This is a genomic window from Alteromonas sp. RKMC-009, assembly GCF_003584565.2.
In the GTDB taxonomy this organism is placed as follows: Bacteria; Pseudomonadota; Gammaproteobacteria; order Enterobacterales; family Alteromonadaceae; genus Alteromonas.
In genome coordinates, this window is sequence record NZ_CP031010.1 from 3,381,971 (window position 1) to 3,405,029 (window position 23,059).

At 48.9% G+C, this 23,059-nt stretch carries 20 protein-coding genes; 10 read left to right on the forward strand and 10 right to left on the reverse strand.

What is annotated here, in order from left to right:
* The first annotated feature begins 28 nt into the window (after nucleotides 1-28).
* From DS731_RS15040 to DS731_RS15060, 5 genes are all read left to right on the forward strand, one after another.
* Nucleotides 29-2,056, forward strand: coding sequence for a TonB-dependent receptor (locus DS731_RS15040; RefSeq protein WP_119502102.1), 2,028 nt, complete (start codon nucleotides 29-31; stop codon nucleotides 2,054-2,056).
* 110 nt (nucleotides 2,057-2,166) lie between these two features.
* Nucleotides 2,167-4,281 carry a TonB-dependent siderophore receptor gene (locus DS731_RS15045; protein ID WP_119502103.1) on the forward strand — a complete coding sequence of 705 codons (2,115 nt, stop codon included), beginning with the start codon at nucleotides 2,167-2,169 and terminating at the stop codon, nucleotides 4,279-4,281.
* A gap of 104 nt (nucleotides 4,282-4,385) precedes the next feature.
* Nucleotides 4,386-4,967: a manganese efflux pump MntP gene (locus DS731_RS15050; protein WP_119502104.1), complete on the forward strand. Its 582-nt coding sequence runs from the start codon at nucleotides 4,386-4,388 to the stop codon at nucleotides 4,965-4,967.
* 14 nt (nucleotides 4,968-4,981) lie between these two features.
* Nucleotides 4,982-5,437: a GNAT family N-acetyltransferase gene (locus DS731_RS15055; protein WP_119502105.1), complete on the forward strand. Its 456-nt coding sequence runs from the start codon at nucleotides 4,982-4,984 to the stop codon at nucleotides 5,435-5,437.
* A 127-nt stretch (nucleotides 5,438-5,564) separates the two neighbouring features.
* Nucleotides 5,565-6,755, forward strand: coding sequence for a cytochrome b/b6 domain-containing protein (locus tag DS731_RS15060; protein WP_119502106.1), 1,191 nt, complete (start codon nucleotides 5,565-5,567; stop codon nucleotides 6,753-6,755).
* Between the two features lie 67 nt (nucleotides 6,756-6,822).
* On the opposite strand, the gene DS731_RS15065 is transcribed toward DS731_RS15060, so the two are convergent.
* From DS731_RS15065 to DS731_RS15075, 4 genes are all read right to left on the reverse strand, one after another.
* Nucleotides 6,823-7,839: a M48 family metallopeptidase gene (locus tag DS731_RS15065; RefSeq protein ID WP_119502107.1), complete on the reverse strand. Its 1,017-nt coding sequence runs from the start codon at nucleotides 7,837-7,839 to the stop codon at nucleotides 6,823-6,825.
* Between the two features lie 3 nt (nucleotides 7,840-7,842).
* Nucleotides 7,843-9,090: a YjgN family protein gene (locus tag DS731_RS15070; RefSeq protein ID WP_119502108.1), complete on the reverse strand. Its 1,248-nt coding sequence runs from the start codon at nucleotides 9,088-9,090 to the stop codon at nucleotides 7,843-7,845.
* A 95-nt stretch (nucleotides 9,091-9,185) separates the two neighbouring features.
* The gene (locus tag DS731_RS21975; RefSeq protein ID WP_161599164.1) at nucleotides 9,186-9,359 is read right to left on the reverse strand and encodes a hypothetical protein; all 174 of its coding nucleotides are present in this window, start codon (nucleotides 9,357-9,359) and stop codon (nucleotides 9,186-9,188) included.
* A gap of 189 nt (nucleotides 9,360-9,548) precedes the next feature.
* On the reverse strand, nucleotides 9,549-11,465 hold the full coding sequence (locus DS731_RS15075; protein WP_119502109.1) for a CHRD domain-containing protein: 1,917 nt from the start codon (nucleotides 11,463-11,465) through the stop codon (nucleotides 9,549-9,551).
* A gap of 314 nt (nucleotides 11,466-11,779) precedes the next feature.
* On the opposite strand from DS731_RS15075, the gene DS731_RS15080 reads away from it, so the two are divergent.
* The 3 genes from DS731_RS15080 to DS731_RS15090 all read left to right on the forward strand — a co-directional run bounded on the left by DS731_RS15080 (nucleotide 11,780) and on the right by DS731_RS15090 (nucleotide 15,706).
* A complete protein-coding gene (locus DS731_RS15080; protein ID WP_119502110.1) occupies nucleotides 11,780-12,259 on the forward strand; it encodes a DUF411 domain-containing protein in 480 nt (159 codons plus the stop codon).
* 118 nt (nucleotides 12,260-12,377) lie between these two features.
* On the forward strand, nucleotides 12,378-14,648 hold the full coding sequence (locus DS731_RS15085) for a DUF1566 domain-containing protein (RefSeq protein ID WP_119502111.1): 2,271 nt from the start codon (nucleotides 12,378-12,380) through the stop codon (nucleotides 14,646-14,648).
* A 152-nt stretch (nucleotides 14,649-14,800) separates the two neighbouring features.
* The gene (locus DS731_RS15090; protein WP_119502112.1) at nucleotides 14,801-15,706 is read left to right on the forward strand and encodes an alpha/beta fold hydrolase; all 906 of its coding nucleotides are present in this window, start codon (nucleotides 14,801-14,803) and stop codon (nucleotides 15,704-15,706) included.
* 70 nt (nucleotides 15,707-15,776) lie between these two features.
* Here the strand turns inward: DS731_RS15090 and acuI are convergent, their stop codons facing one another.
* The gene (gene acuI, locus DS731_RS15095) at nucleotides 15,777-16,757 is read right to left on the reverse strand and encodes an acrylyl-CoA reductase (NADPH) (RefSeq protein ID WP_119502113.1); all 981 of its coding nucleotides are present in this window, start codon (nucleotides 16,755-16,757) and stop codon (nucleotides 15,777-15,779) included.
* A 63-nt stretch (nucleotides 16,758-16,820) separates the two neighbouring features.
* Nucleotides 16,821-17,450, reverse strand: a complete 630-nt coding sequence (gene acuR / locus DS731_RS15100; RefSeq protein WP_119503443.1) for an acrylate utilization transcriptional regulator AcuR — start codon at nucleotides 17,448-17,450, stop codon at nucleotides 16,821-16,823.
* 111 nt (nucleotides 17,451-17,561) lie between these two features.
* On the opposite strand from acuR, the gene DS731_RS15105 reads away from it, so the two are divergent.
* Entirely contained in the window at nucleotides 17,562-18,458 is an 897-nt protein-coding gene (locus DS731_RS15105) for a DMT family transporter (RefSeq protein WP_119502114.1), read from the forward strand.
* Nucleotide 18,459: 1 nt separating this feature from the next.
* A complete protein-coding gene (locus tag DS731_RS15110) occupies nucleotides 18,460-18,813 on the forward strand; it encodes a Fis family transcriptional regulator (protein WP_119502115.1) in 354 nt (117 codons plus the stop codon).
* A 25-nt stretch (nucleotides 18,814-18,838) separates the two neighbouring features.
* Here DS731_RS15110 and DS731_RS15115 read toward each other — a convergent pair whose 3' ends face one another.
* The 4 genes from DS731_RS15115 to DS731_RS15130 form a co-directional block, all read right to left on the reverse strand.
* Nucleotides 18,839-19,006 (reverse strand): entericidin A/B family lipoprotein, encoded by a 168-nt coding sequence (locus DS731_RS15115; RefSeq protein ID WP_119502116.1) that lies wholly within the window; start codon nucleotides 19,004-19,006, stop codon nucleotides 18,839-18,841.
* Nucleotides 19,007-19,019: 13 nt separating this feature from the next.
* On the reverse strand, nucleotides 19,020-20,012 hold the full coding sequence (locus DS731_RS15120) for a mechanosensitive ion channel family protein (RefSeq protein WP_119502117.1): 993 nt from the start codon (nucleotides 20,010-20,012) through the stop codon (nucleotides 19,020-19,022).
* Between the two features lie 363 nt (nucleotides 20,013-20,375).
* Entirely contained in the window at nucleotides 20,376-21,191 is an 816-nt protein-coding gene (locus DS731_RS15125; protein ID WP_119502118.1) for a mechanosensitive ion channel family protein, read from the reverse strand.
* A 96-nt stretch (nucleotides 21,192-21,287) separates the two neighbouring features.
* The gene (locus DS731_RS15130) at nucleotides 21,288-22,910 is read right to left on the reverse strand and encodes a PAS domain-containing sensor histidine kinase (protein WP_232373566.1); all 1,623 of its coding nucleotides are present in this window, start codon (nucleotides 22,908-22,910) and stop codon (nucleotides 21,288-21,290) included.
* Nucleotides 22,911-23,059: the final 149 nt, after the last annotated feature.

Below are 23,059 nucleotides of genomic sequence, written 5' to 3' on the forward strand. Positions count from 1 at the left end.
TCGCGCTTTTCAATCCGGAACGAATGTCATGCGCTATACCGCCCTTCCTTTTCCCCTGTTGCTGCTGAGTCAGGCAGTGAATTCTCATGGTCTGAGTATCGAACATATTGAGGTAAATGGCAGGGAAACCCGTCTCATAGGGGAAGCAATTTCAGCTTCAAATGGTATAGCAGGTCAGGATGAAATCAGTACCCGCCCTATGCTCCGCACCGGTGAAGTACTGGAACTCGTCCCCGGCATGGTTGTCACCCAGCACAGTGGTTCCGGTAAGGCTAACCAGTATTTTTTGCGTGGTTTCAACCTCGACCACGGTACAGATTTCAGCACTACTGTTAACGGCATGCCGGTGAATATGCGAAGTCACGGCCACGGGCAGGGCTATACCGATCTGAACTTCATTACACCGGAATTTGTTCATTACATCGAATACAACAAAGGCGCATACAACGCATTACAAGGTGACTTTTCAACTGCCGGATCTGCCAATTTCTACCTGACACCGGGCCTGCAACAAGACATAGTGAGTGTGGAAGCCGGAGAGAACAATTATCTGCGCACCGTAGCAGGATCAACCCTTTCTTTCGATGACGCCTCCCTGTTTCTTGGCGGCGAATTTAACCGCTACGATGGTCCCTGGCAGGATATCAGTGAAGATATCAACAAAGTAAACGGTCTGGTAAATTACAGTCAGAATACAGGCAACGGCTCTGTGGCTGTTACTTTCATGGCCTATGATAATAGCTGGAACTCAGCCGATCAGATCCCTGCCCGCGCTGTCGCATCAGGGTTGATTTCCCCGCTGGACTCGCTGGACACCACAGGAGGCGGGGAGTCCAGCCGCTACAGCTTGTCGGTTAATGTCACTGAAGGTGATTTTTATGCCAGTGCCTATCTCATCAACAGCGATTTAGATCTGTTCTCAAACTTTACTTATTTTCTGGATAACCCGCTTCAGGGTGATCAATTTGAACAGGTAGACAGGCGGCAAATTACCGGAGGCGAAGCCGGTTATCACTTTTCTGCCAGCCCGGGCAAAATGGACTGGATGCATCAGATTGGCATACAGGTGAGACGGGATGACATCGATGAAGTCGGACTGTTCAATACACAAGCCCGTCAACGGACTGGCACAGTACGTAGCGACAATGTGGACGAACTGTCTGTATCAGTCTTTTATCAGGGCGATTACCTGTTGAATGGCAAAACAACGGCCCGCCTTGGCGCCCGCTATGATTACCTGACCGCAGATGTAAACAGTGATTTAGCTGCCAATTCGGGCAGTGCTGATGACGGTTTGCTCAGCCTGTCTGCCGGCCTGAGTTACATTTTCACTCCCCATCTGGAAGGCTATGTAAATGCCGGACAATCATTTCATTCAAATGATGCACGTGGCGCTACCTTATCTGTGGATCCCCAAAGCGGCGATATTGCTGACCCGGTAGATTTGCTGGTACGGGGCAATACGGCAGAAACGGGGATCCGCTATTTCGACAGTGAAGTACTGAATCTGTCGGCTTCATTATGGTGGCTGGAACTTGATTCCGAACTGCTGTTTGTCGGTGATGCAGGCAACAGCGAGGCCAGCCGCGCGTCTGAGCGCTTCGGGGCCGAAATCGCAGCCTACTACTGGTTCACAGAACAATTGTCTGTTGATGTAGAAGTTGCCCTCACCCACTCCCGCTTTAAAGGCAGTGAGGAAGGTGAAGGAAACCGGATTGATGGTGCATTAGGTGAAGTAGTCAGTGCGGGCTTACGCTGGCAATTCGCTGAAGGCTGGGACAGCACATTACGTCTGAGGCACTTTGGCCCGCGAACTTTAGACAGCTACGGCGATGTTGAGTCCTCTGCCCTGACAGTGGTTAACGCTCAGCTCTCCAAACGCTTGCAGAACTGGACGTTCACCTTGCAGGCACTTAATTTACTGGACAGTGACGATCACGATATTGATTACCTGTACGAATCACAACTTCAGGACGAGACGGCGGCGGTAGAAGATATCCACTTTCACCCTATTGAACCCCGTACTATGCGCATTAAAGCGGCATACCGGTTTTAATATTGTGAAGTGCCGTTAAATCAACTTTTCAGAGAAAAGCTTGCAATTAGATTGAGAATGAGAATAATTATCAGTTCTTAACTTATCTTAACTTTCAGGCTTTTCTTTTCATGCAATATCAACCCCTCTCCCTGGCTGTCGCAGCTGCGCTGACGACAATGTCTGTCTGTGCTCAGGACCAGCAAGATGTAGAACAAATCGAAGTAAAAGGTCGTGCTCAGCAATTCTATCTGGACAGCCATACCCGCCTTGGAACAAAGACCGACGCAGATATTATGGAAATCCCGTTGTCGGTACAGGTGTTAACCCGCCAGCTCATTCAGGATCAGGCCGCACGCGACATCACGGATATGTACCGCTCTATTGCCGGTGTCAGTGAATTCAGTTACTCCGGCGTGACATTCCGTGGCTTCAGGGACGACGGTAATGTGTTTTATGATGGCGTCCGCGGCGATCCTTTCTCCGGCTTCAGTGTGCCTCAGCTTTTCAACGTTGAACGTGTGGAAGTGCTGAAAGGGCCGGCGGCTTCCCTGTATGGCGGCGGCGAGCCGGGCGGTATGATTAACTACGTCAGCCGGAAACCGTCTTTTGAAGAAAAGAAAAATATCACCCTGACAGGCGGTAATTTCTCACTGGCAGGTGCATCAGCTGACTTTACCGGTGCGGTTTCTGACACCGCGGCATACCGTTTAGGCGGATTCTATGAAAGCCAGGACAGCTTCAGAAATAACGCTGATTCAGAAAATATTGAGCTGGCCGGCGGCATGACTTTCCTGTCAGGACAGGATACAACCCTGACCACAACCTTCGATTACATCGTGCAGAACCTGGGTGGTAACCGCCTTCGTGGTGTACCCGTGGATGACGACGGGAATTTCATTGTAGATCGCAGCTACAACGCAAACGAGAAAGGCGATTATCAGGATCTCGAAGCGCTGGTTTTACAGGCAAACCTGACCCACAACTTCACAGACAACCTGTCGTTTAACGGTACACTGCGTTATCTGGATAACGAGCGTGAGCAGGCCTATCATGAATCCAGAAGCTGGGTGGATGCCAACGGCGACGGTGAAGCCAATATTGATGATCAAATTATCCGCCGCGAATACCGCAAACAGTACAGAGCAAATGATGAAATCAGTCTGACACTGGACTTCGTGTATGATTTCGACACCGGTGAAACTGCACACCAGTTCTTATTTGGTGGTGACTTCCACAATATGGAAACGGAATACGACTACTTCCGTGCCCGCTATGAAGCGGACGGCGTAGCCAACCTGAATATCTTTACCCTGAATTACGGCATTACCGACCCTTCAACATATGATCTCACAGACATGAACCGTGACGGCAATAAGCGTCAGCGAATGAGTGCCTACATTCAGGACAAGATCCAGTTCTCGCCTTCATTGGCCCTGCTCGTAGGTGCCAGACTTGATCACTTCGATGAAGAAAATAAAGAAACGCTGGCGGAATATTCTGACAGTGATATATCGCCCCGCGCCGGCCTTATCTACACGCCTTCTGACAACACTACCGTTTACCTGAACTACTCGCAGAGTTTCAATCCTGTGGATCCCAACGACTTCGCGGAAGCCGGCCCTGTTCAACTTTCTCCGGAAACCGGCGAACAAGTAGAACTGGGCCTCAAGCAAAGCTGGCTGGATAACCGCATTATGACAACCGTTGCTGTTTATCAAATCGACAAAGAAAACCTTGTGATTGCCAATCCGGACTACATCGAAGGTGAAAATGATGCCACAGAGCCGGCGCTGATTAATTTCGGACTGGTGGAAAGCGAAGGCGCAGAGTTCACTCTGGTGGGTGATCTTACTAATGCCATCAGCGTGACTGCCAACTATGCCTACAACGATACGCGGATTGCATCGGGCGAAACAGCCAACACTTATGACGGCACCCGCCTGGCCAATACACCCCGCCATCAGGCAGGACTCTGGACACGCTATGCTATCGACAGTATTGATTCTTCCGTGGCATTCGGGGTTGATTACGTCAGTGAACAACGAAGCCTGGACGGTCAAAAAGTGAAACCCTACACCGTGTTTGATGCCAGCTGGACGACGTCGTGGGATGACCTGCTGCTAAGCATAAACGTACGGAACCTGTTTGATAAAGTCTACGCAGTCAGCGGATTCAGCGAACGTAATGGCCACTTCCCCGGCGAGCCAAGGGAGATAGTTGTACAGCTCAGCTACGACTTCTGATGACAAACTAATCCTGTAAAGCCTGTTGCCGGTCGCTTTACAGGATTATTTCACCGCTCCCGTACGATAATATGCCCGCCAATTCAAACCACCGCAGTTAAACCGTGCCGTTTTTTAATCTTTTACTCATCGCTTTTGCAATGTCTACCGATGCTTTTGCTGCCTCTCTCAGTAAAGGCAGTCAGTTGCAATCACCGCGCTTCATCAATGCGTTAAAGCTGGGCCTGCTTTTTGGCGTTATCGAAGGGATCACACCTGTCATCGGCTGGTTAATTGGTTCCGCCGGCGCAGAATACATTGAGCAGTACGATCACTGGATAGCATTCGGCTTACTGGTGCTGTTAGGCGCACACATGATTTACGCGTCGTTTAATGGTGATGAAGAAGAAGATAGTCCCGGCGAAGCAGTACCGGCTCAGAAGCAATCCTTTATGGCTTTTACGCTTACCGCATTCGGCACCAGTATCGATGCCATGACTGTCGGTGTAAGTTTCGCCTTTCTGGATGTCAATATTGCACTCGCTGCGTTGATGATAGGCCTGGCCACCTGCCTGATGGTAACCATCGGGGCACTGCTGGGACATAAACTGAGCCATATCGTGGGCGAAAAAGCTGAAGCCGTGGGCGGGATTGTGCTGATTGGCATCGGCAGCTGGATTTTGTATTCTCATTTATCTGTAATGTAAAAACGGACATCAGCATGCACATTCAGTACGACGATCTGCAAGGAACCGACATTATTGCACTGCTGGAAGAGCACCTGGCAGATATGTTCGCAACATCACCGGCAGAAAGCGTGCATGCTCTGGATTTGAACGCTCTGAAAGCACCGGATATCCATTTTTTCTCTGCCAGAAAAGACGGCAAATTGCTGGGCTGTGTGGCAGTAAAGCAGCACAGCGATGCTGTAGCAGAACTCAAATCCATGCGCACTACCAGAGCGGCACGGAGAACCGGCGCCGGATATGCCTTGCTCCTTCACGCCATCTCCTTTTGTCGCGAAAAGGGATTTACCACCCTCAGCCTGGAAACGGGCACCCAGCCTTTCTTCGATCCCGCAAGAAAACTCTACTATCGTAATGGTTTTAAAGACTGCGGACCTTTTGCATCTTATCAGCCCGATCCGAACAGTCATTTTATGACGCTGAGGCTTTAGAACTGCGAAGCTACCACTGAATTCGATAAATCAGGTTAAATTGTTCTCAAAATAGAGATGCCCTGCAGTCGCAGGTTTGCCGGAACGTCTGTAATCTAATTGCGATTTCAAACCGGATTTATCAACCATGAATACCATTTCAAAACCTTATAATCTGGTTGCCCGCATGCTGCACTGGGCAATTGCAATATTAATATTCTGGGCAATCGCTCTTGGCCTGGTTGCTGAGGGAATGCCAAACTCTCCGGATAAAATTGAACTGTTTGTGCTGCATAAGTCCGCAGGTTTTACAGTACTTGTACTGGCAGTTGTGCGCTTGTTCTGGCGCTTGGCGCATCCTCCCGCCCCTATCGGGCTTCCTCCCCTGAAGGAAAAGCTGGCGTCAGCCGGTCACTGGGGGTTGTACCTGCTCATGCTGGCGGTTCCGTTAAGTGGCTGGCTGTTAAATTCCACTGCGGGCTATCCGTTTGCCTGGTTTAATTTAATTTCCGTTCCTCATATTCCGGGACTGGATAACGGAAGCCGTGACTTCTTTTCATCTCTGCATGAGTACTTGTTTTACATTATCGCACTGATGGTAGCAGGTCATATTGCCATGCTGGTTCTTCATAAGTTCATGGATGGCATCAGCCTGTTACCGCGAATGTTGCCAGGTAAGTCGCTTGTCAGTGCAAGTGCGCTGTCTTTCGTACTTGTTTTATTAATAAGCTTTACCTTCTATAAGGCGGAAGAAATATCCCCGGACTCATCAGATATACCGGTCACAACGCAGCTTCCAACAGCCGCTGCAGCACAACAGGAAGTAAATCAGACTGACAGCCCGCGATGGGAAATGGTCGCAACGCCTGATAATTTTAAATTTACCAACAGCTACGCAGGCCAACCTTTTACTGGCGCAATCCGTCAGTTTACGCCGGCAATCTATTTCGACCCTACAGATCCTGAAAGCGGGATCATTGATGTCACAATCAATACCCAAAGCATTACGACTAACAACAAAGACTGGGATGGCACCATTAAAGGAAGTCAATGGTTCGCAACTGAAGCCCACCCTGAGGCGCACTATCTGAGTCGCGATATCAGAAAAGAAAATGGTAAATTTATTGCTGACGGCGAACTCACATTAAAGGGAATGACAAAACCAATTTCTGTGACGTTCAGCTGGCAGGAAAGCAACGGTGAGGCCAGGTTCATAGGCTCTGCGACCATCGACAGACGGGATTTTGAAATCGGCAGCGGCAGTTGGGCTACAAATGCCAGCGTTGCTTATGAGGTTGAGCTGGCCATCGATTTGAAATTGATGAAACAGACGAACTGAGACACTTCAAATAGCGGAGGTCAGAATGAGTACTCTCTCATTCTGCTCCGGCTAAAAGTCTGCGCGGTTATTGATTAAACGCCCTCGCCTTTTCAATCCGCTCCTGCATAACCGGATGTGTAGACAACCAGTTCTCTACGGTTTCACTGGCCTCAGGCAATGATTCACTCAGTTTTTCCATCGCTCTGGCGAAATCTTCCGGATTGCGGCCGGTGACGGAAAGCTGATGTAACGCAAAATCATCGGCTGCACGTTCGTGAGCCTGCGAGAACTTATTATGCAACACAGTGGAACCGACACCGAAGAAAGCTTCAATGGCACCGGTGAGATCACCGAAAAAGTAAGATACCGCCAATGTAGTAAATAAAGATTCGGCAATCATCTGCATTGAGTGATTCTGCTCAACGTGACCCACCTCGTGGAGCAAAATGGCATCGAGTATTGCTAAATCCTCCCCGGCAAGGGTAATCATGTCATCAGTATAAACAATGGTGCCATCGGGTAAGGCAAATGCGTTTGGCCCGGTAAAAGAGGATTTACGGAACTGAATATCAAAGTAGTCATGATTAACACGGATATCGTTGATCACTTTATGAAAATGAGCCTGCAACGATGATTGTTGCGTAACCGGCAAGCCGCTTGGCTCCAGGATGGTGGCATCCATGGCACTCAAGGTGTGTTGCGAGGCAACAAACTTTGCTTCCTGCGGGATCACATCAGCAAATCGCACCGCTATCCAGGGCATGATGAAAGCAAAGACCAGATACAATAAAACCGGTACCATCACGACACTGGCAATTACCCAGTGTCGTTTTGATTCCAGTTTATTGATGGCATCTCCGCCCTTTCCATCCAGCCAGGCATCCAGAGACTCTGAACTGTCGCACACCAGTAATACGTTACCGGGCAAGGTGATTTCACGGGGAAGGCGACCCAATTTAGGTTTGCAGGTCACCTCACTACGCAGATACGTTTGCTCACTATTGCCTTCAAAGCTGCCGATAATCAGTGCTTCACTGTTCACATCACAGTCAACCTGGTATGCCGCAGCGCCGGCACGGGGATACAACTGTCCTTTTGCCACAACTTACCCCAGAGCAATATCCACATCGAATAATCCGGCAGCTTCTTCACCTGCCGCACCAACATCACTGGTGTAGCCTTCCATGACCTTATCGACGTCAGACAGTATCGCTACCTGCGTACGCTCTGCATAGAAATTAGCGGTGCGGACTTTGGTCCACGGGAAGGCAAAGCCCAGTGTGAAAATGATGGCCAGAATGTTCGTGCCGCGCAGGCTGATAAGCTCACCCACCCCCACGTCAGATGAGAATCTCGCAATGCCGTCCAGCTCTGTAACCGCAAAAAGGTGATTCCGGATACGTGCGGAATAAAAGCCTGACGCAATCACATAGGCCAGAAAATACATTGCAAATGTGCCGAAAGTGAATACCAGAGAACCCGATGAAGAAAACTCATCACCTGATGAAGAGGAGAATATTCCCACTGCCATAAAGATCCCGCCAATAAAGAAAATACCAAAAGCGATGGCGCCGGCGGCGATCCCTGTACCGAAATATTCGCCGGTATTTAAACGGGTTTTAAATGACTTATCGCCGTAACCGGATGATTCCAGCAAGAACTGATCTATCTTTTTCAGAGCCAGTGGCAATATGAGATAAAGGGTAAATAAACTGGCTACCGGCCAAAGTACAAACACGACAAACGCCCGGCCGAAACGACCTTTAAAGTTAAAGCGGACATTGCGGTAAGACGTCATACGCATTTTGAAACGGTAACTGAGAATCACCAGTACAGGTGTAAGCAAGCCCAGACAAATGGCCACGATGACGCCGGCAAGCGGGTTGAAGTAACTGGCAAGGAAATAGCCGCCAAAAAGTACCACGGCGATGGCGCGTCCCTTGAGGATTTGCAGGGGTTCAGCCAGGTAAGCAAAACGGTGACCGTCTATGTCGGTATTGCCGTAAAAATAACGGTTAGTTCTTACCTTTGCCCAGGCAGAATAAATACCCAGTGTTGCGATGGTAAGGGCCAGATTTACGATCCAGATTGAGAAAAACTCGCCTGTTGTACCATGAAATTTTACAGGCACAGTGCGTAGCGGTTGAACAGCCTGCCCGGCATCATCCTGAGCCCCCCCTGGCTGTTGTGCACCGGCAGCCGGCTCCGGAGAAGACATGCTGGCAGATTCTTTGGCAGCAATCAGTTTATCGAGCATCCGGGCTCTGTCAGGCCAGGCTTGCTCATCAACGGTTGAACGTGCTTCTTTAAGCTCAAACAAGGTATAGCCTGAGTAATCGATTTCATTTTCCATATGCACTCATTTTTATATTTTTTGTCCATTCTGTGACGACATATCACGTGTAAGAACATACTGAAAACACAGTCATTCAGCAAGTATGAAACCTCTTACTTTGCCTTTGCGATGAGCTTGCTGAGACTCGCCAGAATCAAAAATAGCAACCCCGTCTGAAAATGTTCTATAAACAAGTCGCGACTGTCATAAACAAACCTTTCCCAAACCGCCTGAGCGAAGAAAAGGCCTGCGCCGGTGTAGTACGTCACATCTAAAAGTCTGTTCATTGCTGAAATTCCGGAAAAAGAAAGGCTACCGGAGTAGCCTTCAAATGGAGTCATTACAATAGATACAACAGGGATCCTGGCAAATTTCAGTCAGTGCAGAAACTGTACTTAGTACCTGAAGTTTCCCATAAAAAAAGAAAGGCCAGCTTTAAAGGCTGGCCTGTTTTAACGTTTTATATTCCGGAACGGTTATTCAATTTGTCCGCGTAATTCACCGTCGGGGTTGGCCGGTGTGTGGATATTTACGTAATGACCGCCTGAAATCAGGACATCATAGATATCCATATCAATCATCGTATCTGCAGGGGTCATCCACATGCCCATGTCATCCGCAGACTGCTCCAGACCTACCAGAACATCACCGTTTTCACCGGCTGCGCCTGTATGAATATGTGCTGCGGTGGCGTCATCAACACCTTCCGTGTTAACGACTACCTCCAGTGCATAAGTCATTGAATTTACCAGCGCATAACCACTACCCGTTGCCGTTGTGGTAACAGCGGGCACCTGCTGATCGCCGCTCAGAGGGAAGGTAACCACCATGTAATCAGACGTTATGATCTGACCACGGATTTCACCGCCCATGTTTGCAGGCGTATGCACATTGACGTAGTGACCACCCGAGACCAGTACTTCAAGGATGTCAGCATCGATCATGGTATTTTCCGGTGTCATCCACATACCCATATCGTCAGCCGATTGCTCAAGGGCCACCAGTACATCTCCGTTCATGCCGATTCGGCCGGTATGAATATGAGCACCTGTCGCATCATCAACCCCTTCAGTGTCGATAACCAGCTCAAGAGCATAAGTAGACGTGTTTACCAGCGCATAACCGTGACCCATTGCCATGGTATCAACAGCAGGCACCTCCTGCTCACCGTCCAGCATAAAGGTCGCAATCGCATACTCGTTTGTGAGGATCTGACCACGCAGTTCACCTCCGCCGTTAGCAGGTGTATGCACATTTACATAGTGACCACCCGATGCCAGTACGCCAAAGATATCAGCATCAATCATCGTCCCTTCCGGCGCCATCCAGGTTCCTGCGTCATCGGCTGATTGCTCAAGTGCAACAAGCACGTCGCCATTCATGCCGACTCTTCCGGTGTGGATATGTGCCATGGTTGCGTCATCAACGCCTTCTGTGACTACCGTCAGTTCCAGTGCATAGTCATCAGTGTTCACCAGCGCATAGCCACTACCATAAGCTTCGGTAGTTACCGCTGGTACTTCCTGTGCGCCGGAGAGCATAAATGTAGCGAGGGCGAAATTATCTGTCAGGATTTGTCCGCGAATTTCACCGCCGGGAAAATCCGGAGAATGAACATTGACATAGTGGCCGCCGGAGACAAGCACCGCCAGGGTGTCTTCGTCAATCATTGTACCGTCGGGCGTCATCCACATCGTCATGTCGTCCATGGACTGTTCCAGTGCAACCAGAACATCACCATTCATGCCTGCACGGCCTGTATGAATATGTGCAGCACTGGCATTGTCCAAATCTTCTGTGTAAATCACTAAATCAAGGTCGTAGGTCGCTGTCGATACCAGCGCGTAGCCGTAACCGTCAGCCATGGTCGATACCGCAGGCACCTCCTGAGTACCGTCCAGCATAAACGTCACGATAGCCATGTCATCGGAAATAATCTGACCGCGAACCTCGCCATCCCCGAAACTTTCAGTGTGCACATTGATGTACCAGTCACCGTCTTCCAAATCAGCAATCAAGTCACTTGTGATACTGGTTTCGGCCAGCGTGTATGTACCGTCTGATGTCATCTCCAGCCCGAATGCCACATCACCGTTACGACCTATATCGCCGTCATGAATGTGAACAGCTGACACACCTTCAACACCGCTTACGTCCACCGTCGCCCGCAGAAGCATAAGCTCTTCATCAACTTCGACGGTGGCCATCGCCATTTGCGTCGACATATTCATAGGGACTTGCTGCATACCATTGAGTTCAACATCGTAGGTGGCAGATGCTGAGAAGGTGGGCTCTTCCGGTTCGACAACAATAACCTCATCATCATCGTCATCACTGGAGCATGCACTTAATGCAACTGCCGCTCCGATTACTGCTAACTTATAAAATTTCATGTTTCTCTCCGCCGGTGAAAAAATAATTAACACTGTTTTAACGGAGTGTGCACAACTTGGTTCATTTATGCTGCTAAATAAAGTCAATTATCGGATTAATATTTATTAATAGTTTCATAACTCACTGAAATTGCTCCGGTAGTCAGCCGCGGGGCAAATTATTCGTGAAATCCGGGGGGGATCACCTCATAGCAAAACTCGATATTTAAGCTATGGGAAAAGCTTGCGTGTGATCAGTTGAACCCTGCGTGTGTATTGACGTACAGGGAATAAATAGGTTTAGATAGCCAAAACTGAACAACCGGAAGCCTCCTATGAACATAAAAATAGCACTCGCAGCACTCTTGCTGATTTTGCCGGCAACTTTACCCGCGACGGCAGAAACTGTTGATCCGGAAGCGGCAAAAATGGATGTGTATAAAAGCCCGACTTGCGGCTGTTGTAAAAAGTGGATTTCTCACATAGAAAAAGCGGGTTTTGCTGTCAATCCTGTGGACCATTCAGATTTATATACACTGAAAATGAATGCAGGCATCCAGCCTGAATACCAGTCGTGTCACACCGGCATTATTGACGGATACGTGTTTGAAGGTCATGTACCTGCCAAATTTATCGAACAGTTTCTGGAACAGCCGGTAGAGAATGCCATCGGGCTCTCGGTTCCTGCCATGCCCGTTGGTACGCCGGGTATGGAAATGGGCGACCGCTTTATGCCTTACGATGTTTTAGTGTTGATGAAAGACGGCTCAGACCGGGTGTATGCCAGCATCAAAGGTTACAACGAACAGTTCTGATCAAAATCTAAAATTTTGTCGTCTGGATTAAAAAATATGTTGTAACTGTGTCTGAACTTAAAAAACGTCGCCGGCGTAATCACATCAACCAAACCGGCCCGTTTTTTAAGGATGATGCATGACAAGGTCACTCTCTTTAGTTGCGTTAAGTTTATCTCTGGCTGCCTGTGGCGGCGGAGGCTCAGACAGTTCAGATAATCCCCCTTCCACACCCGCTCCCGCTTCTTATACTGTTGAGGTTACAACCTCTGCAGGTGGCAGTGCGTCGGTAACCAGCCGCGCGGTGACTGAAGGAAATACTCTGGCGATTACATTCACAGCTGACAGTGGTTACACGTTAACCGGCGTTGAAGGTTGCGATGGAACACTGGAAGGTAATACATATACGACAGGCGCGATTACTGCCGGCTGCACCGTAAATGGTGAGTTTGCCGCTGTTGATACCACCGTCAGTATTACCAGTGCAACCATGACCGGCGGCATGATATATCCTGCCAGCTTAACTGCAGAGCAAGGCGATACAGTACAATTTACACTCGTTCCGGATGTCACCAATATGGTTGAAACGGTGTCAGGGTGTGACGGTGAACTGAAAGGTAATATTTACGCTTTCACCGCCTCAGAAAGTTGTGAGATTTCAGCCAGTTTTACTGCGCAGTCAGATACGACGACCCGCAATAACACCGGCGCTCAGAAAACACTGGTACTGCCGGTAGCCTTTGCCGGCAGAGATGCGATAGATAATCTCTCTGTTGACGACCTGACCACGATGTTTATAAGTAGTGATGCTTCCGTAAACCAGTATGTGGTGGACGCTTCTGAAGGTAGTACCTGGCTTGAGCCTCATATCCTGCCCTACTACACATTAACCAGTACCAACACGGCATCAAACGGCAGTACCTCGGGCTTCACTTACACAGACGCTGAGGTATTAATTGGTGACGCACAACGTCAGGAGATTTACAGTTACATTGCTGCCAATGTGGAAGACTACACCAGCTATGACCGTCTTATCACAGTTATCAATGACAATCCGAACCAGCCTTACGTATGCTATGCGTCTTTAAATCACAGTGCAGAAATTGAAAGCTGGGATCACTATGTGGCTCACACGGCCAGTGCATGTGCTTCAAAGGCAACCTTTGTTCATCAACTCGGTCACACCTTCGGCATGCGCCATACAACAGCCAGCCAGTGCGAAAATCTGCCGGTTGAGACTTTTGCTTACCGCAGTACTGAAGATTGTGAAACTGACGGCGAAGCCAGTCCCTTCCCAATGGGAGAATTGTCTGATCATGATGCAACATATACTGCGACCATGCGTAACCTGGCAGGATGGATTGATGACAGCCGTCAGGCTATTGTCACAACGCCGGCCAATGTGACATTGTCTCAGTCATCTTCCCCTGATGGTGGTGTTCAGTTAGTCCGCATCCCCTATGCACTTGATGCCAATGGTGATGCGGTGTACGTGAATTTCGAGCTGAAAACTAACACCGGACTGGATGCCAGCCTTTTCACTGCTAAAGGTGTTGAAGATAACTGGCAATTATTAGTATCTATCCCGCAAACCCGCACAACCTCCGCGGTGAGTAGTCCGTTAGATGCCTTATATTTGATGCCTGACGATGACGATGAAATTGGTATCAACGGGGATTATTTAGATACATTCCGTGGCATGTCTGTGCGCATAGCCGGAACACAGGGCAGTGGTAAAACGTTAACTGTCGATCTGGACATTACCCCCCCAGTGATGTTGCCCCGGCCGGCACTGTCTGTCCTTGCAGGCGATAGCACAGCAGAAACAACCACAGTGACGCTTACAAATACTTCGGCATCTGCAATTTCCGGCATTACTGAAAGTCTGGCAGGGTTAAACCCGTCTCACTTTACGGTGCAGTCTTCTACCTGCGCAGGCTCATCACTGGCTACGAATGCAAGCTGTCAGGTAGTCGTGGCGCGCACGTCTACCAACCCTGCATTTGCCACGTTGAGGTTTGCCGGTAACGCTGATCAGGTACAGCAAGCTGAAATTGAAGCCATTGCCATTAATGAGCCTTATGACAGCGCCGCAGCACTTGAGTGGATGACACTGAGCGACTATCCCCGTATGTCATTATTTGAAGCGGTGGCATTTTGCGAAGCACGTGAAGACAACGGCAACACCGACTGGCGCGTACCTTCCGCGGAAGAGTTGAATGCAGCCTTCACCGGTTCTGCAACACCGCCACTTGATTTGACTTCTGCAACTTACGATCGTTATTTCTGGTCAAAATCAGTAGAAGCCGACTTATCTATGTCGACGCTGGCGGTCATCAACGACAGTTACAGTATGGCGAATTCTCCCCGCAGCGCCGTCAGACACGTGGTGTGCACCCGCACACAGTAATGCAACTTTCATCTTTTGCTGAGGCCGGCGAATATGCCGGCCTTTTTTGTGCTCTCAAAGATTGAAAGATGACAGCCTCAACTGGTTTGTCCAGTTGACCTTGTCCAAAAGTAGTGGCATGCTTCAGTAACAAATCATTAACGTTACGAGCTATGACAGCAAGCCAACCCCCTCTTTCTCAGGCATCCCTTTTTATTCCCGACGGTCATCATCAATTGCATCTGCGTCACATCCATGCCACGCAGGACGGCGAGCCGGTACTGATGATCCACGGAGCCATTGAAAATGGGAAAATCTTCTATACCGAATCGGGAAAAGGACTGGGTTGTTTTCTGGCTGAACAGGGGTTTGATGTGTACGTTGCTGACATGCGTGGCCGCGGCAAAAGTACGCCTCCCATTGCTGAAGATCCAAACCATGATCAAAACGACCTGATAACCCGCGACATCCCTATGATGATTAACTTCATCGCACAACGTACCGGTAAAAAAGTACATGTGATTTGTCATTCCTGGGGCGGTGTGCTTACTGCATCTGTTCTGGCCCGCTATCCTGAAATTACAGAAAAGGTACGCAGCCAGGTGTGCTTTGGCACAAAGCGTACAGTGAGCGCTAAGAACTTTGAGCGGTTGTTTAAGGTTGAGCTGGTATGGAAGCGGTTTTCTCCCTTTATCGCAAAGCGCAAAGGCTATTTGCCCGGCAGGCAGTATAAAATAGGCTCGGATGACGAAACTTTCGGCTCATTGACGCAAAGCGTTCACTGGGTAAAACACACGCCCTGGACTGACTTAAAAGACGGTTTTGATTACGCGGCTGCCGCCACAAAAACGAACTGGCCTCCTACCTGGCACATTGCTGCCATCAATGATTATGCACTCGGCCATCCGGTTGATATTCAGCGTTTCATTGCCGAAACCGGTGACACCAATGTGCTCTTCACCGTTCTGGCGAAACAAAACGGTAACGCCATGGATTACGACCATATCAACATGCTGACCCATCCCGCTGCCAGAGAAGATCATTTTCCTGATGTGGTGGCGTGGCTGAAAAATCACTGAGCCGGTGCAGGCATTTCATAGAGGCGGGCATGCTACCCGCCAGTCTTAGCAATATAAATCCGATGGCAAGTTAGCGGTTTACATCCACAACGACTCTGCCCCGCACGTTGCCTTTCAATAATTCTCCGGCAGTGCTGACCACGTCAGAAAGTCCAATTTCTACTGAAATTTCTGACAGCATATCATGGTTGATTAAAGCAGCCAGCCGGTCCCAGGCTTCAATCCTGTCTTCAAGGGGACGCATCACACTGTCGATGCCGGCAAGGGTAACACCACGCAGAATGAATGGTGCAACTGTCGCGGGAAAATCCATGCCCTGAGCCAGACCACAGGCTGCTGCCACACCGCCATACTTTATTCCCGCACACACATTGGCAAGTGTATGGCTGCCCACTGAATCAACCGCTCCGGCCCAGCGCTCTTTTCCTAACGGTTTGCCAGGTTCAGACAACGACTGACGGTCGATAATGTCATTGGCACCGAGTTTTTTAAGATAATCAGCCTCATTGACGCGGCCCGTAGAAGCCACAACGGTGTAGCCCAGCTTTGCCAGTAATGCGATGGCAAAACTGCCTACTCCGCCATTGGCGCCGGTCACCAGTATTTCTCCTTTATCCGGTGTGACACCGTGTTTTTCCAGCGCCAGTACACATAGCATCGCCGTGTATCCGGCGGTGCCAATTGCCATCGCCTGTGCGGGGGAAAAGGCTTCCGGCAAAGGAATTAACCAGTCACTTTTCAAAACAGCTTTTTGTGCCAGACCTCCACAGTGGGTCTCTCCCACGCCGAAACCATTGAGCAATACCTTGTCACCCGGTTTAAACCTTCCGGAACTGCTGCTTTCCACCACGCCAGCCAGATCAATACCGGGGATCATGGGGAAATGCCTGACTACCGGTGCTTTGCCGGTAATCGCCAGCGCATCTTTATAGTTCAGTGTGCTGTGTGAAACCGCCACCGACACATCACCTTCCGGTAATGTACTCTCGTCGATGGTTTGTAATGACGCTTTGTACTGGTCGTCTTTTTCGATCAGAATACCTTTAAACATAGCTCCTCCGGTTGACTCGAATTAATATAGACCGATCGTCTATTAACACGTAAAAATTTTTTCTTACCGCAAACCATCCACAAAACACGTCAGATAGTTATCTAACGGGCGTGCAGAACGCTCCAGTTTCGCCCGGCTAACCGCCCCTTCCCAACCAGTCCAGAAATATTCGGCGGTGGCGGCACAGTTAGTTGTCGCCGGAATGTCACCTGATGCTTTAGCTTCTTCAAGACAAACCGCCAGTTGCTCCTGCCAGCTGTGAAAGATCTCAATCAGCCGGCTGCGGAAGCTTTCCGGTAGTCCGTCGACTTCCTGCCCAAGATTGCCCACCAGACAACCCCGTCTGAAATCATGTTTTGCCATCCCCTCTTTGGCAGAATCAACAAAGGCAGCGATGCGCGCCAGAGCAGGCAAATTTGCATTAGTGAGGGCATTTTTCAGCTTACCGGCAAAATACTCCGCGTAGCTGTTTAGTACAGCATGACCGAAGGCCTCTTTACTAGCGAAGTAGAAGTAAAACGAGCCTTTGGGCACGCCTGCCTTTTTTAAGATCGTATCGATGCCGGAAGCAGCAAAGCCGTTTTCCGTTAAATGCGCGAGCCCGCTGCGGATAAGTTCCGCTCTGGTATCTCTTGAACTGCCTGCCGCTTTCGGTGGTCGTCCGCGACGGGGTTTGATAGTTGTATTTGTCATCACAAACATAATAGACCGATCGTCTATTAAATTACAACCTTTGCTTCCCCGGTTGTTCAGTTACACTACCCTCCGTTTTTATTTATCGTATTTCAGTCAGGAATTTGTATCGTGTTTTACCTTAGTGCAGTAACTGTCCTTTGGGCGTTATCATTCAGTCTTATCGGGGTGTATCTTTCCGGTCATGTAGACAGCTACTTTGCCGTACTCACCCGCATCGTGCTGGCGGGGGTACTGTTTTTGCCATTTTTGCGCTTAACCGGTTTACCACGTAAATTCATCGCCGGTCTTATCGTTACAGGCGCATTCCAGTTTGGTATTACCTACGTATGCCTTTACCGTTCCTTCGAATACCTGACCGTACCTGAAGTGCTGCTATTCACAATCTTCACGCCACTGTATGTATCTTTATTTAACGATATTATCGAACGGAGATTTTCCTTGCCCGGCCTAATATGTACAGGTATTGCGGTAGCCGGAGCGGCGGTCATCCGTTATGACGAAATCAGCAATGACTACATTACCGGCTTTTTAATTCTGCAACTGGCGAACCTGACCTTTGCCACAGGTCAGGTGGGATACGCTCAGTTAATCCGTCATTTTAAGCCTGCTTCCCCGCCCTGGCGCAGCTTTGCTTTGTTCTTCGCCGGTGCCCTGGTGGTGGTATTGCCTGCGTATTTACTGTTCGGGGATGCAGGCAAACTCCCTTCAACACCGGTTCAGTGGGGTGTCCTTGGCTGGCTGGGACTGGTTGCATCAGGACTTGGCTTTTATTTCTGGAACCTGGGAGCTGTAAAAGTAGACGGCGGTACGTTAGGCATCATGAACAATGCTCTGATCCCGGCAGGTTTAATCATTAATGTGCTTATCTGGAACCGGGATGCCGATCTTATCCGCCTGACTGCCGGAGGGGGAATCATTGTCGCTTCTCTGTATATTAATTATCGCTGGAATGCATTCTGGCAAAGAACTTACAACAACAAGCAATTTGAAAATTCGGAGAAATAACATGAAAAAAACCATCAGGAAGCTCGACAACAATGTGGTGAAAGCGCTGACAATGGCGTGTGAAACTATAAAAGAATGGGATACCGGATTTGAATGGCTGACTCACACCGCAAAATATGACAATTTTCCGGGCAGCCTGATGGTGACCTGCGTGTTCAGTTTAGACGCAGAAATAGAGCTTGTTACAGAACAGGACTATGACAAGAAGCTCAGACAGCTTATTCAGTCCCAACTTTTAAAAGCCGGTATTAAAGTGAAGGATATTCGCAGGCACGTTCGCCTCGACAGTGAAGAAAGCTGCCTGCGGGAAGACGGCGGCGACTGGCCAGCCCGCCTTGCCCGCTGGAGCTGTTAGAACTAATTACCTTCAAGCAGGTGAATTAGTTTTGTGCATCTTCAGAGGCTTCTTCCAGTTCTTCTCCCGCTGACTGAATATCCTGCCCCAATCCTTCTACGGTGGCACAGCCTGTCAGTAAGCTTCCCAGAAAGCCCGTCAGAATGGCAAAATATCTGGCCCGAATTGCTTTCGATAAATGTAGTGATTTCATGTTTCTCTCCGGTTTAATCTTCTGCGGCCGCGTCGCTGGTATCAGCCCTGGCAGCACTCTCATTGGTTGGCTGGCTTTCGCCACTCTCCTGCCCCTGACCTTTCTCAGAAAAGCCTGAGGAGCGCATCATCGTATCGAGCTTCTCACCACCTTTGGCACCGAAGTCCAGTGTACGAATAGGGAACGGGATCAGAATGTCAGCCTCATTCAGGGCACGCTGCACGGTGACAATCGCATCGTGTCTGACCTCCATATAATTAGGTTCACCCGGATAGCGGATCCAGAACCACACCAGTAAGTTCACGCTGCTGTCACCGAATGACTCTGCATAAACGTTGGTTTCATCTTTATTGATAACGTAGTCTTTTTCGTTGATCGCATCCACAATCACTTCGCGGGCCTTTTGCGGATCGTCTGCATAGGAGATGCCTACCGGCACTTCAATCCGGCGGTGTCCCATTACGGAGTAATTGGTGAGAATATTTCTGAAAAGAATTTTGTTCGGGATGATTACCCGCTGCCCGTAGAACGTGGTGACCAGCGTATTTCTGAGATTAATTTCTTCCACATTACCGAACACGCCGTCTGCCTGAATGACATCTCCAATCTGAAAGGGCTTGCGGATCCCCATGGCGATACCGGCGATAAAATTCTCAGTAATATCCTGAAAAGCAAAGCCAATAGCCAGTCCAACAATACCAGCACCGGCGAGCAAGGAAGTAACAGTGCCCTGCAGACCGACAAAGTCCAGTGCGATAAATATTCCGGCACAGGCAATAAATGCCTTGGCGATGGATGTGAGCAAATCGGCAATCTGGCGGGACTCAAACGCCCTTCGCAATACATTATTAAGCACCTTACCGGCAACCTTAGCCAGCAAACCGAATGCAAAGGCTATAAAAAAAGCGACTACGATATTGGGGAGCAGCTTGATCCCCCCTTCCAACCACACCTGCAGCTTTTCATTGATTAACTCGTAGGCTTTATCGATTTGCGGAAATTCCATGTTTCTCCCGGATATTGTTAATGCCGTTTCACTTCAGTGCTTTTACGGGCATAAAACTTACAAATATCGTTCCGGATAGAGGCGCCAAGGAAAAATAACAAAAAACACTAGGCTAATCAGAAAGATAGAAACCTTCCCGTCAGGATTTGTAAAAGATAATTCGATGACGAACAAAGAACGGGAAAGAAATAGATACCCGGGGTGTGAAAATGTCACACAATAATTTCAGGCAGATAAAGCAGTACAGGTGTTATTCACTGCAAATTGATAAATGGTTTGGGCATTGACGCCGGAGAATAAAAAATTGGTATGAAAAAAAACGAACCTCGCGGTTCGTTTTGATAAAGAAAAAACAGGCGCTTTTTATAGCATTCTGACTTCCCGTTGCGGGAACGGGATCTCAACTTCAGCATGTTTCAGCGCATCATAGATGGCTTTATTCAGTGCATATTTGATTTCAAAGTGACGGGTAGTAAGTGCCCAGACACGGACACCAAAATTTATGCTGCTGTCACCGAAGTTGTCTACGCCGATTGCCGGCGCTTTCTCATCGCTGATCCCTTCCACAGTTTTCACTGCCTGCTGCAGCACATCAATAACAGCATCCACATCACTGGAATAAGCAACGCCGACTTCCAGTTCAATAAGCATCTGTTCGGCTGAGTTATGCAGAATTTCACCTACAATCAGTTTGTTAGGGATCTGAATATGTACGTTATCTTCGTCAATCAGAATGGTGTAAGGCAGCATGACTTTATCGACCACACCGGACACGCCTCTGACCTGAATAGTATCGCCGAGAACAAAAGGCCGGGTGATGATGATGGTAAAGCCCGCAGCATAGTTTGCCAGCATGCCCTGGATCGCCAGGCCTGCACCAAGGCCAATGGCACCGACAGCAGCAATTAAAGGCGTTACGCTGATACCGATATTGCCCAGGGCAATGATAATCACCAGCGCCAGCACGAGAATCTTACAGGCCCCGCCGGTGAACCGGCTGAGCGTAATATCGATATTGCGGCCGGTCATCAGGTTCTCGACCATATCGCCTATCTTCGCCGCCATCCACCAGCCGATGAACAAAATAACCAGTGCGCCGAGGATCTGAAAACTGTATGTTACCGCGAACTCAATGAGGGTATCGTATATGGCCTGCGCCTGCTGTAATTCTTCTTCCATAACCGCTTATTATCTAAGTTTTTTATTGTCTTAAAGAATAAACAACAACGAAAAGTTTCACAACTTACAGCCTGTGCTTTTTAAAGCGGTTGTGTACTAATTGAGGCGGGCCTTCACTTTGAATCTGATGATAAATTCAACGCCTTCATTCTCTGTGCTGTTACACGCAATTGAACCGCCCAGGGCATTAGTCACAATATTGTAAGTAATATTCAGCCCCAGACCTGTGCCGCCGTGCCCCCGGTTAGTGGTGAAAAACGGGTCGAAAATCCGGCTCAGATTTTCCTTACTGATCCCCTTGCCGTTATCCCGGTATTGCAGCAGGTACATATCATCTTCCTGTTCACTGATTGCAATGGAGATATTACCTGACTCACGATCCTTAAAGCCGTGATTGACAGAGTTTACAATCAGATTGGTGATGACCTGTGAAAGCAGGCCGGGGTTAGTAATCACGTTCATGTCGTCGCGGCATTCGGTCGCCACAACCACATTCGCCTTACGTAACACAGACCCCAGGCTGAACAGGATCTCATCCAGGTACAGACTGAGATTGACTTCGCGATCTTCTTCACTGGTTTGATCAACAGCCACCTGCTTAAAGCTGCGCACCAGCTGGGCCGTTCTGTCGATATTCTTTTTTATCATGCCGGCCAGTTCACTGGCGCTGTTGAGATAATCTTCAAAGTCGTTTTCTGTCAGGTTTCCCTGTTCGTAACGGGCATGGATATCGCGGCACTCTTCCATCAGTTGGGTAATGCCGGTAAGACCTATACCCACCGGCGTATTAATCTCATGAGCCACACCGGCAACCAGCGACCCGAGGCTGGCCATTTTTTCTGACTCCACCAGCTTGCTTTGAGCCTGTTTCAGGCTTTCAATGGTTTCCGACAAACTGCGGTTTGTTGCATTCAGCGCTTCATTTCTGCTGATGATTTTTTCCTGAAGGGCTTTCTTTTCAGAAATATCGCGGGTGATGGCATAAATAGCCGGCCCGCCATTCAATTTAATTTCAATGACGATGATTTCAGTCCAGAAAAGTGAACCGTCCTCCCGCTGATGCTGCCATTCCAGTGTTTTATTACCATAGCCGGCGACCTGCCTGGCATTGTCAGCCACCACATCCACAGAACGGCGGCCGTCGCCTTGATACTCCGGTGAGAGATCCATTGGCGTAAGGCCAAGTATTTCTTCTTTTGAGGTATAACCGAACATATCCAGCAGAGCTTTATTGCAATCAATAAACTTGTTATCAACAAGCAGACTCAGGCCATCTTTGGAATCATTAAACAACGTTTCAAAAGTATTTTTCTGCTCTGCCAGTTCCAGCTCCAGGGCTTTCTTTTCAGAAATATCCCGCCAGTTGGCATAAATCACATCCTCGCCGTTCATGACCATTTTGGTCAGGATGATTTCCACCCACAGGGTATCGCCGCCGGCACGCTTTACAATCCATTCAAAGCGCACACTCCCCTCTTGCTGGCATTTGGCCACCAGTGCCAGCCCCTTCTTTACCGAAGACATGCCGTCGTATTGCGTTTCAGGGGAAAAATCGAAAGGGGTTTTACCGATAAAATCTTCTCTTTGCTCAACACCTACCAGTGCCAGCATGGAATCATTGCAATCTACAAAGACTTCATTCTTAAAAATTGCCAGACCATCTTTTGAATTTCTGAAAACTGTTTCGAATCCGTTCTCACGATCGTTTACGTCATTCATCACGGCAATACCTGCAAAATAAAGCTCCGGCGCAGCAAAAATAAGGCTCTGGGCTGCCACAGAATTGATATTACATATCGGTTAAAAATATTTTTTAAAATTAGCAAAGAAACGGCAGTTTGCCACTGCCAGCCCCGGGTAATTCGTCT

Coding starts and splice junctions, on each gene's coding strand:
- DS731_RS15045 (WP_119502103.1), top strand. CDS start 2,167: ATGCAATATCAACCCCTCTCCCTGGCTGTCGCAGCTGCGCTGACGACA.
- DS731_RS15120 (WP_119502117.1), bottom strand. CDS start 20,012: ATGGAATTTCCGCAAATCGATAAAGCCTACGAGTTAATCAATGAAAAG.
- DS731_RS15125 (WP_119502118.1), bottom strand. CDS start 21,191: ATGGAAGAAGAATTACAGCAGGCGCAGGCCATATACGATACCCTCATT.
- DS731_RS15055 (WP_119502105.1), top strand. CDS start 4,982: ATGCACATTCAGTACGACGATCTGCAAGGAACCGACATTATTGCACTG.
- DS731_RS15080 (WP_119502110.1), top strand. CDS start 11,780: ATGAACATAAAAATAGCACTCGCAGCACTCTTGCTGATTTTGCCGGCA.
- DS731_RS15110 (WP_119502115.1), top strand. CDS start 18,460: ATGAAAAAAACCATCAGGAAGCTCGACAACAATGTGGTGAAAGCGCTG.
- acuR (WP_119503443.1), bottom strand. CDS start 17,450: ATGACAAATACAACTATCAAACCCCGTCGCGGACGACCACCGAAAGCG.
- DS731_RS15075 (WP_119502109.1), bottom strand. CDS start 11,465: ATGAAATTTTATAAGTTAGCAGTAATCGGAGCGGCAGTTGCATTAAGT.
- DS731_RS15115 (WP_119502116.1), bottom strand. CDS start 19,006: ATGAAATCACTACATTTATCGAAAGCAATTCGGGCCAGATATTTTGCC.
- DS731_RS15130 (WP_232373566.1), bottom strand. CDS start 22,910: ATGAATGACGTAAACGATCGTGAGAACGGATTCGAAACAGTTTTCAGA.
- DS731_RS15040 (WP_119502102.1), top strand. CDS start 29: ATGCGCTATACCGCCCTTCCTTTTCCCCTGTTGCTGCTGAGTCAGGCA.
- DS731_RS15060 (WP_119502106.1), top strand. CDS start 5,565: ATGAATACCATTTCAAAACCTTATAATCTGGTTGCCCGCATGCTGCAC.
- DS731_RS15085 (WP_119502111.1), top strand. CDS start 12,378: ATGACAAGGTCACTCTCTTTAGTTGCGTTAAGTTTATCTCTGGCTGCC.
- DS731_RS21975 (WP_161599164.1), bottom strand. CDS start 9,359: ATGAACAGACTTTTAGATGTGACGTACTACACCGGCGCAGGCCTTTTC.
- DS731_RS15090 (WP_119502112.1), top strand. CDS start 14,801: ATGACAGCAAGCCAACCCCCTCTTTCTCAGGCATCCCTTTTTATTCCC.
- acuI (WP_119502113.1), bottom strand. CDS start 16,757: ATGTTTAAAGGTATTCTGATCGAAAAAGACGACCAGTACAAAGCGTCA.
- DS731_RS15070 (WP_119502108.1), bottom strand. CDS start 9,090: ATGGAAAATGAAATCGATTACTCAGGCTATACCTTGTTTGAGCTTAAA.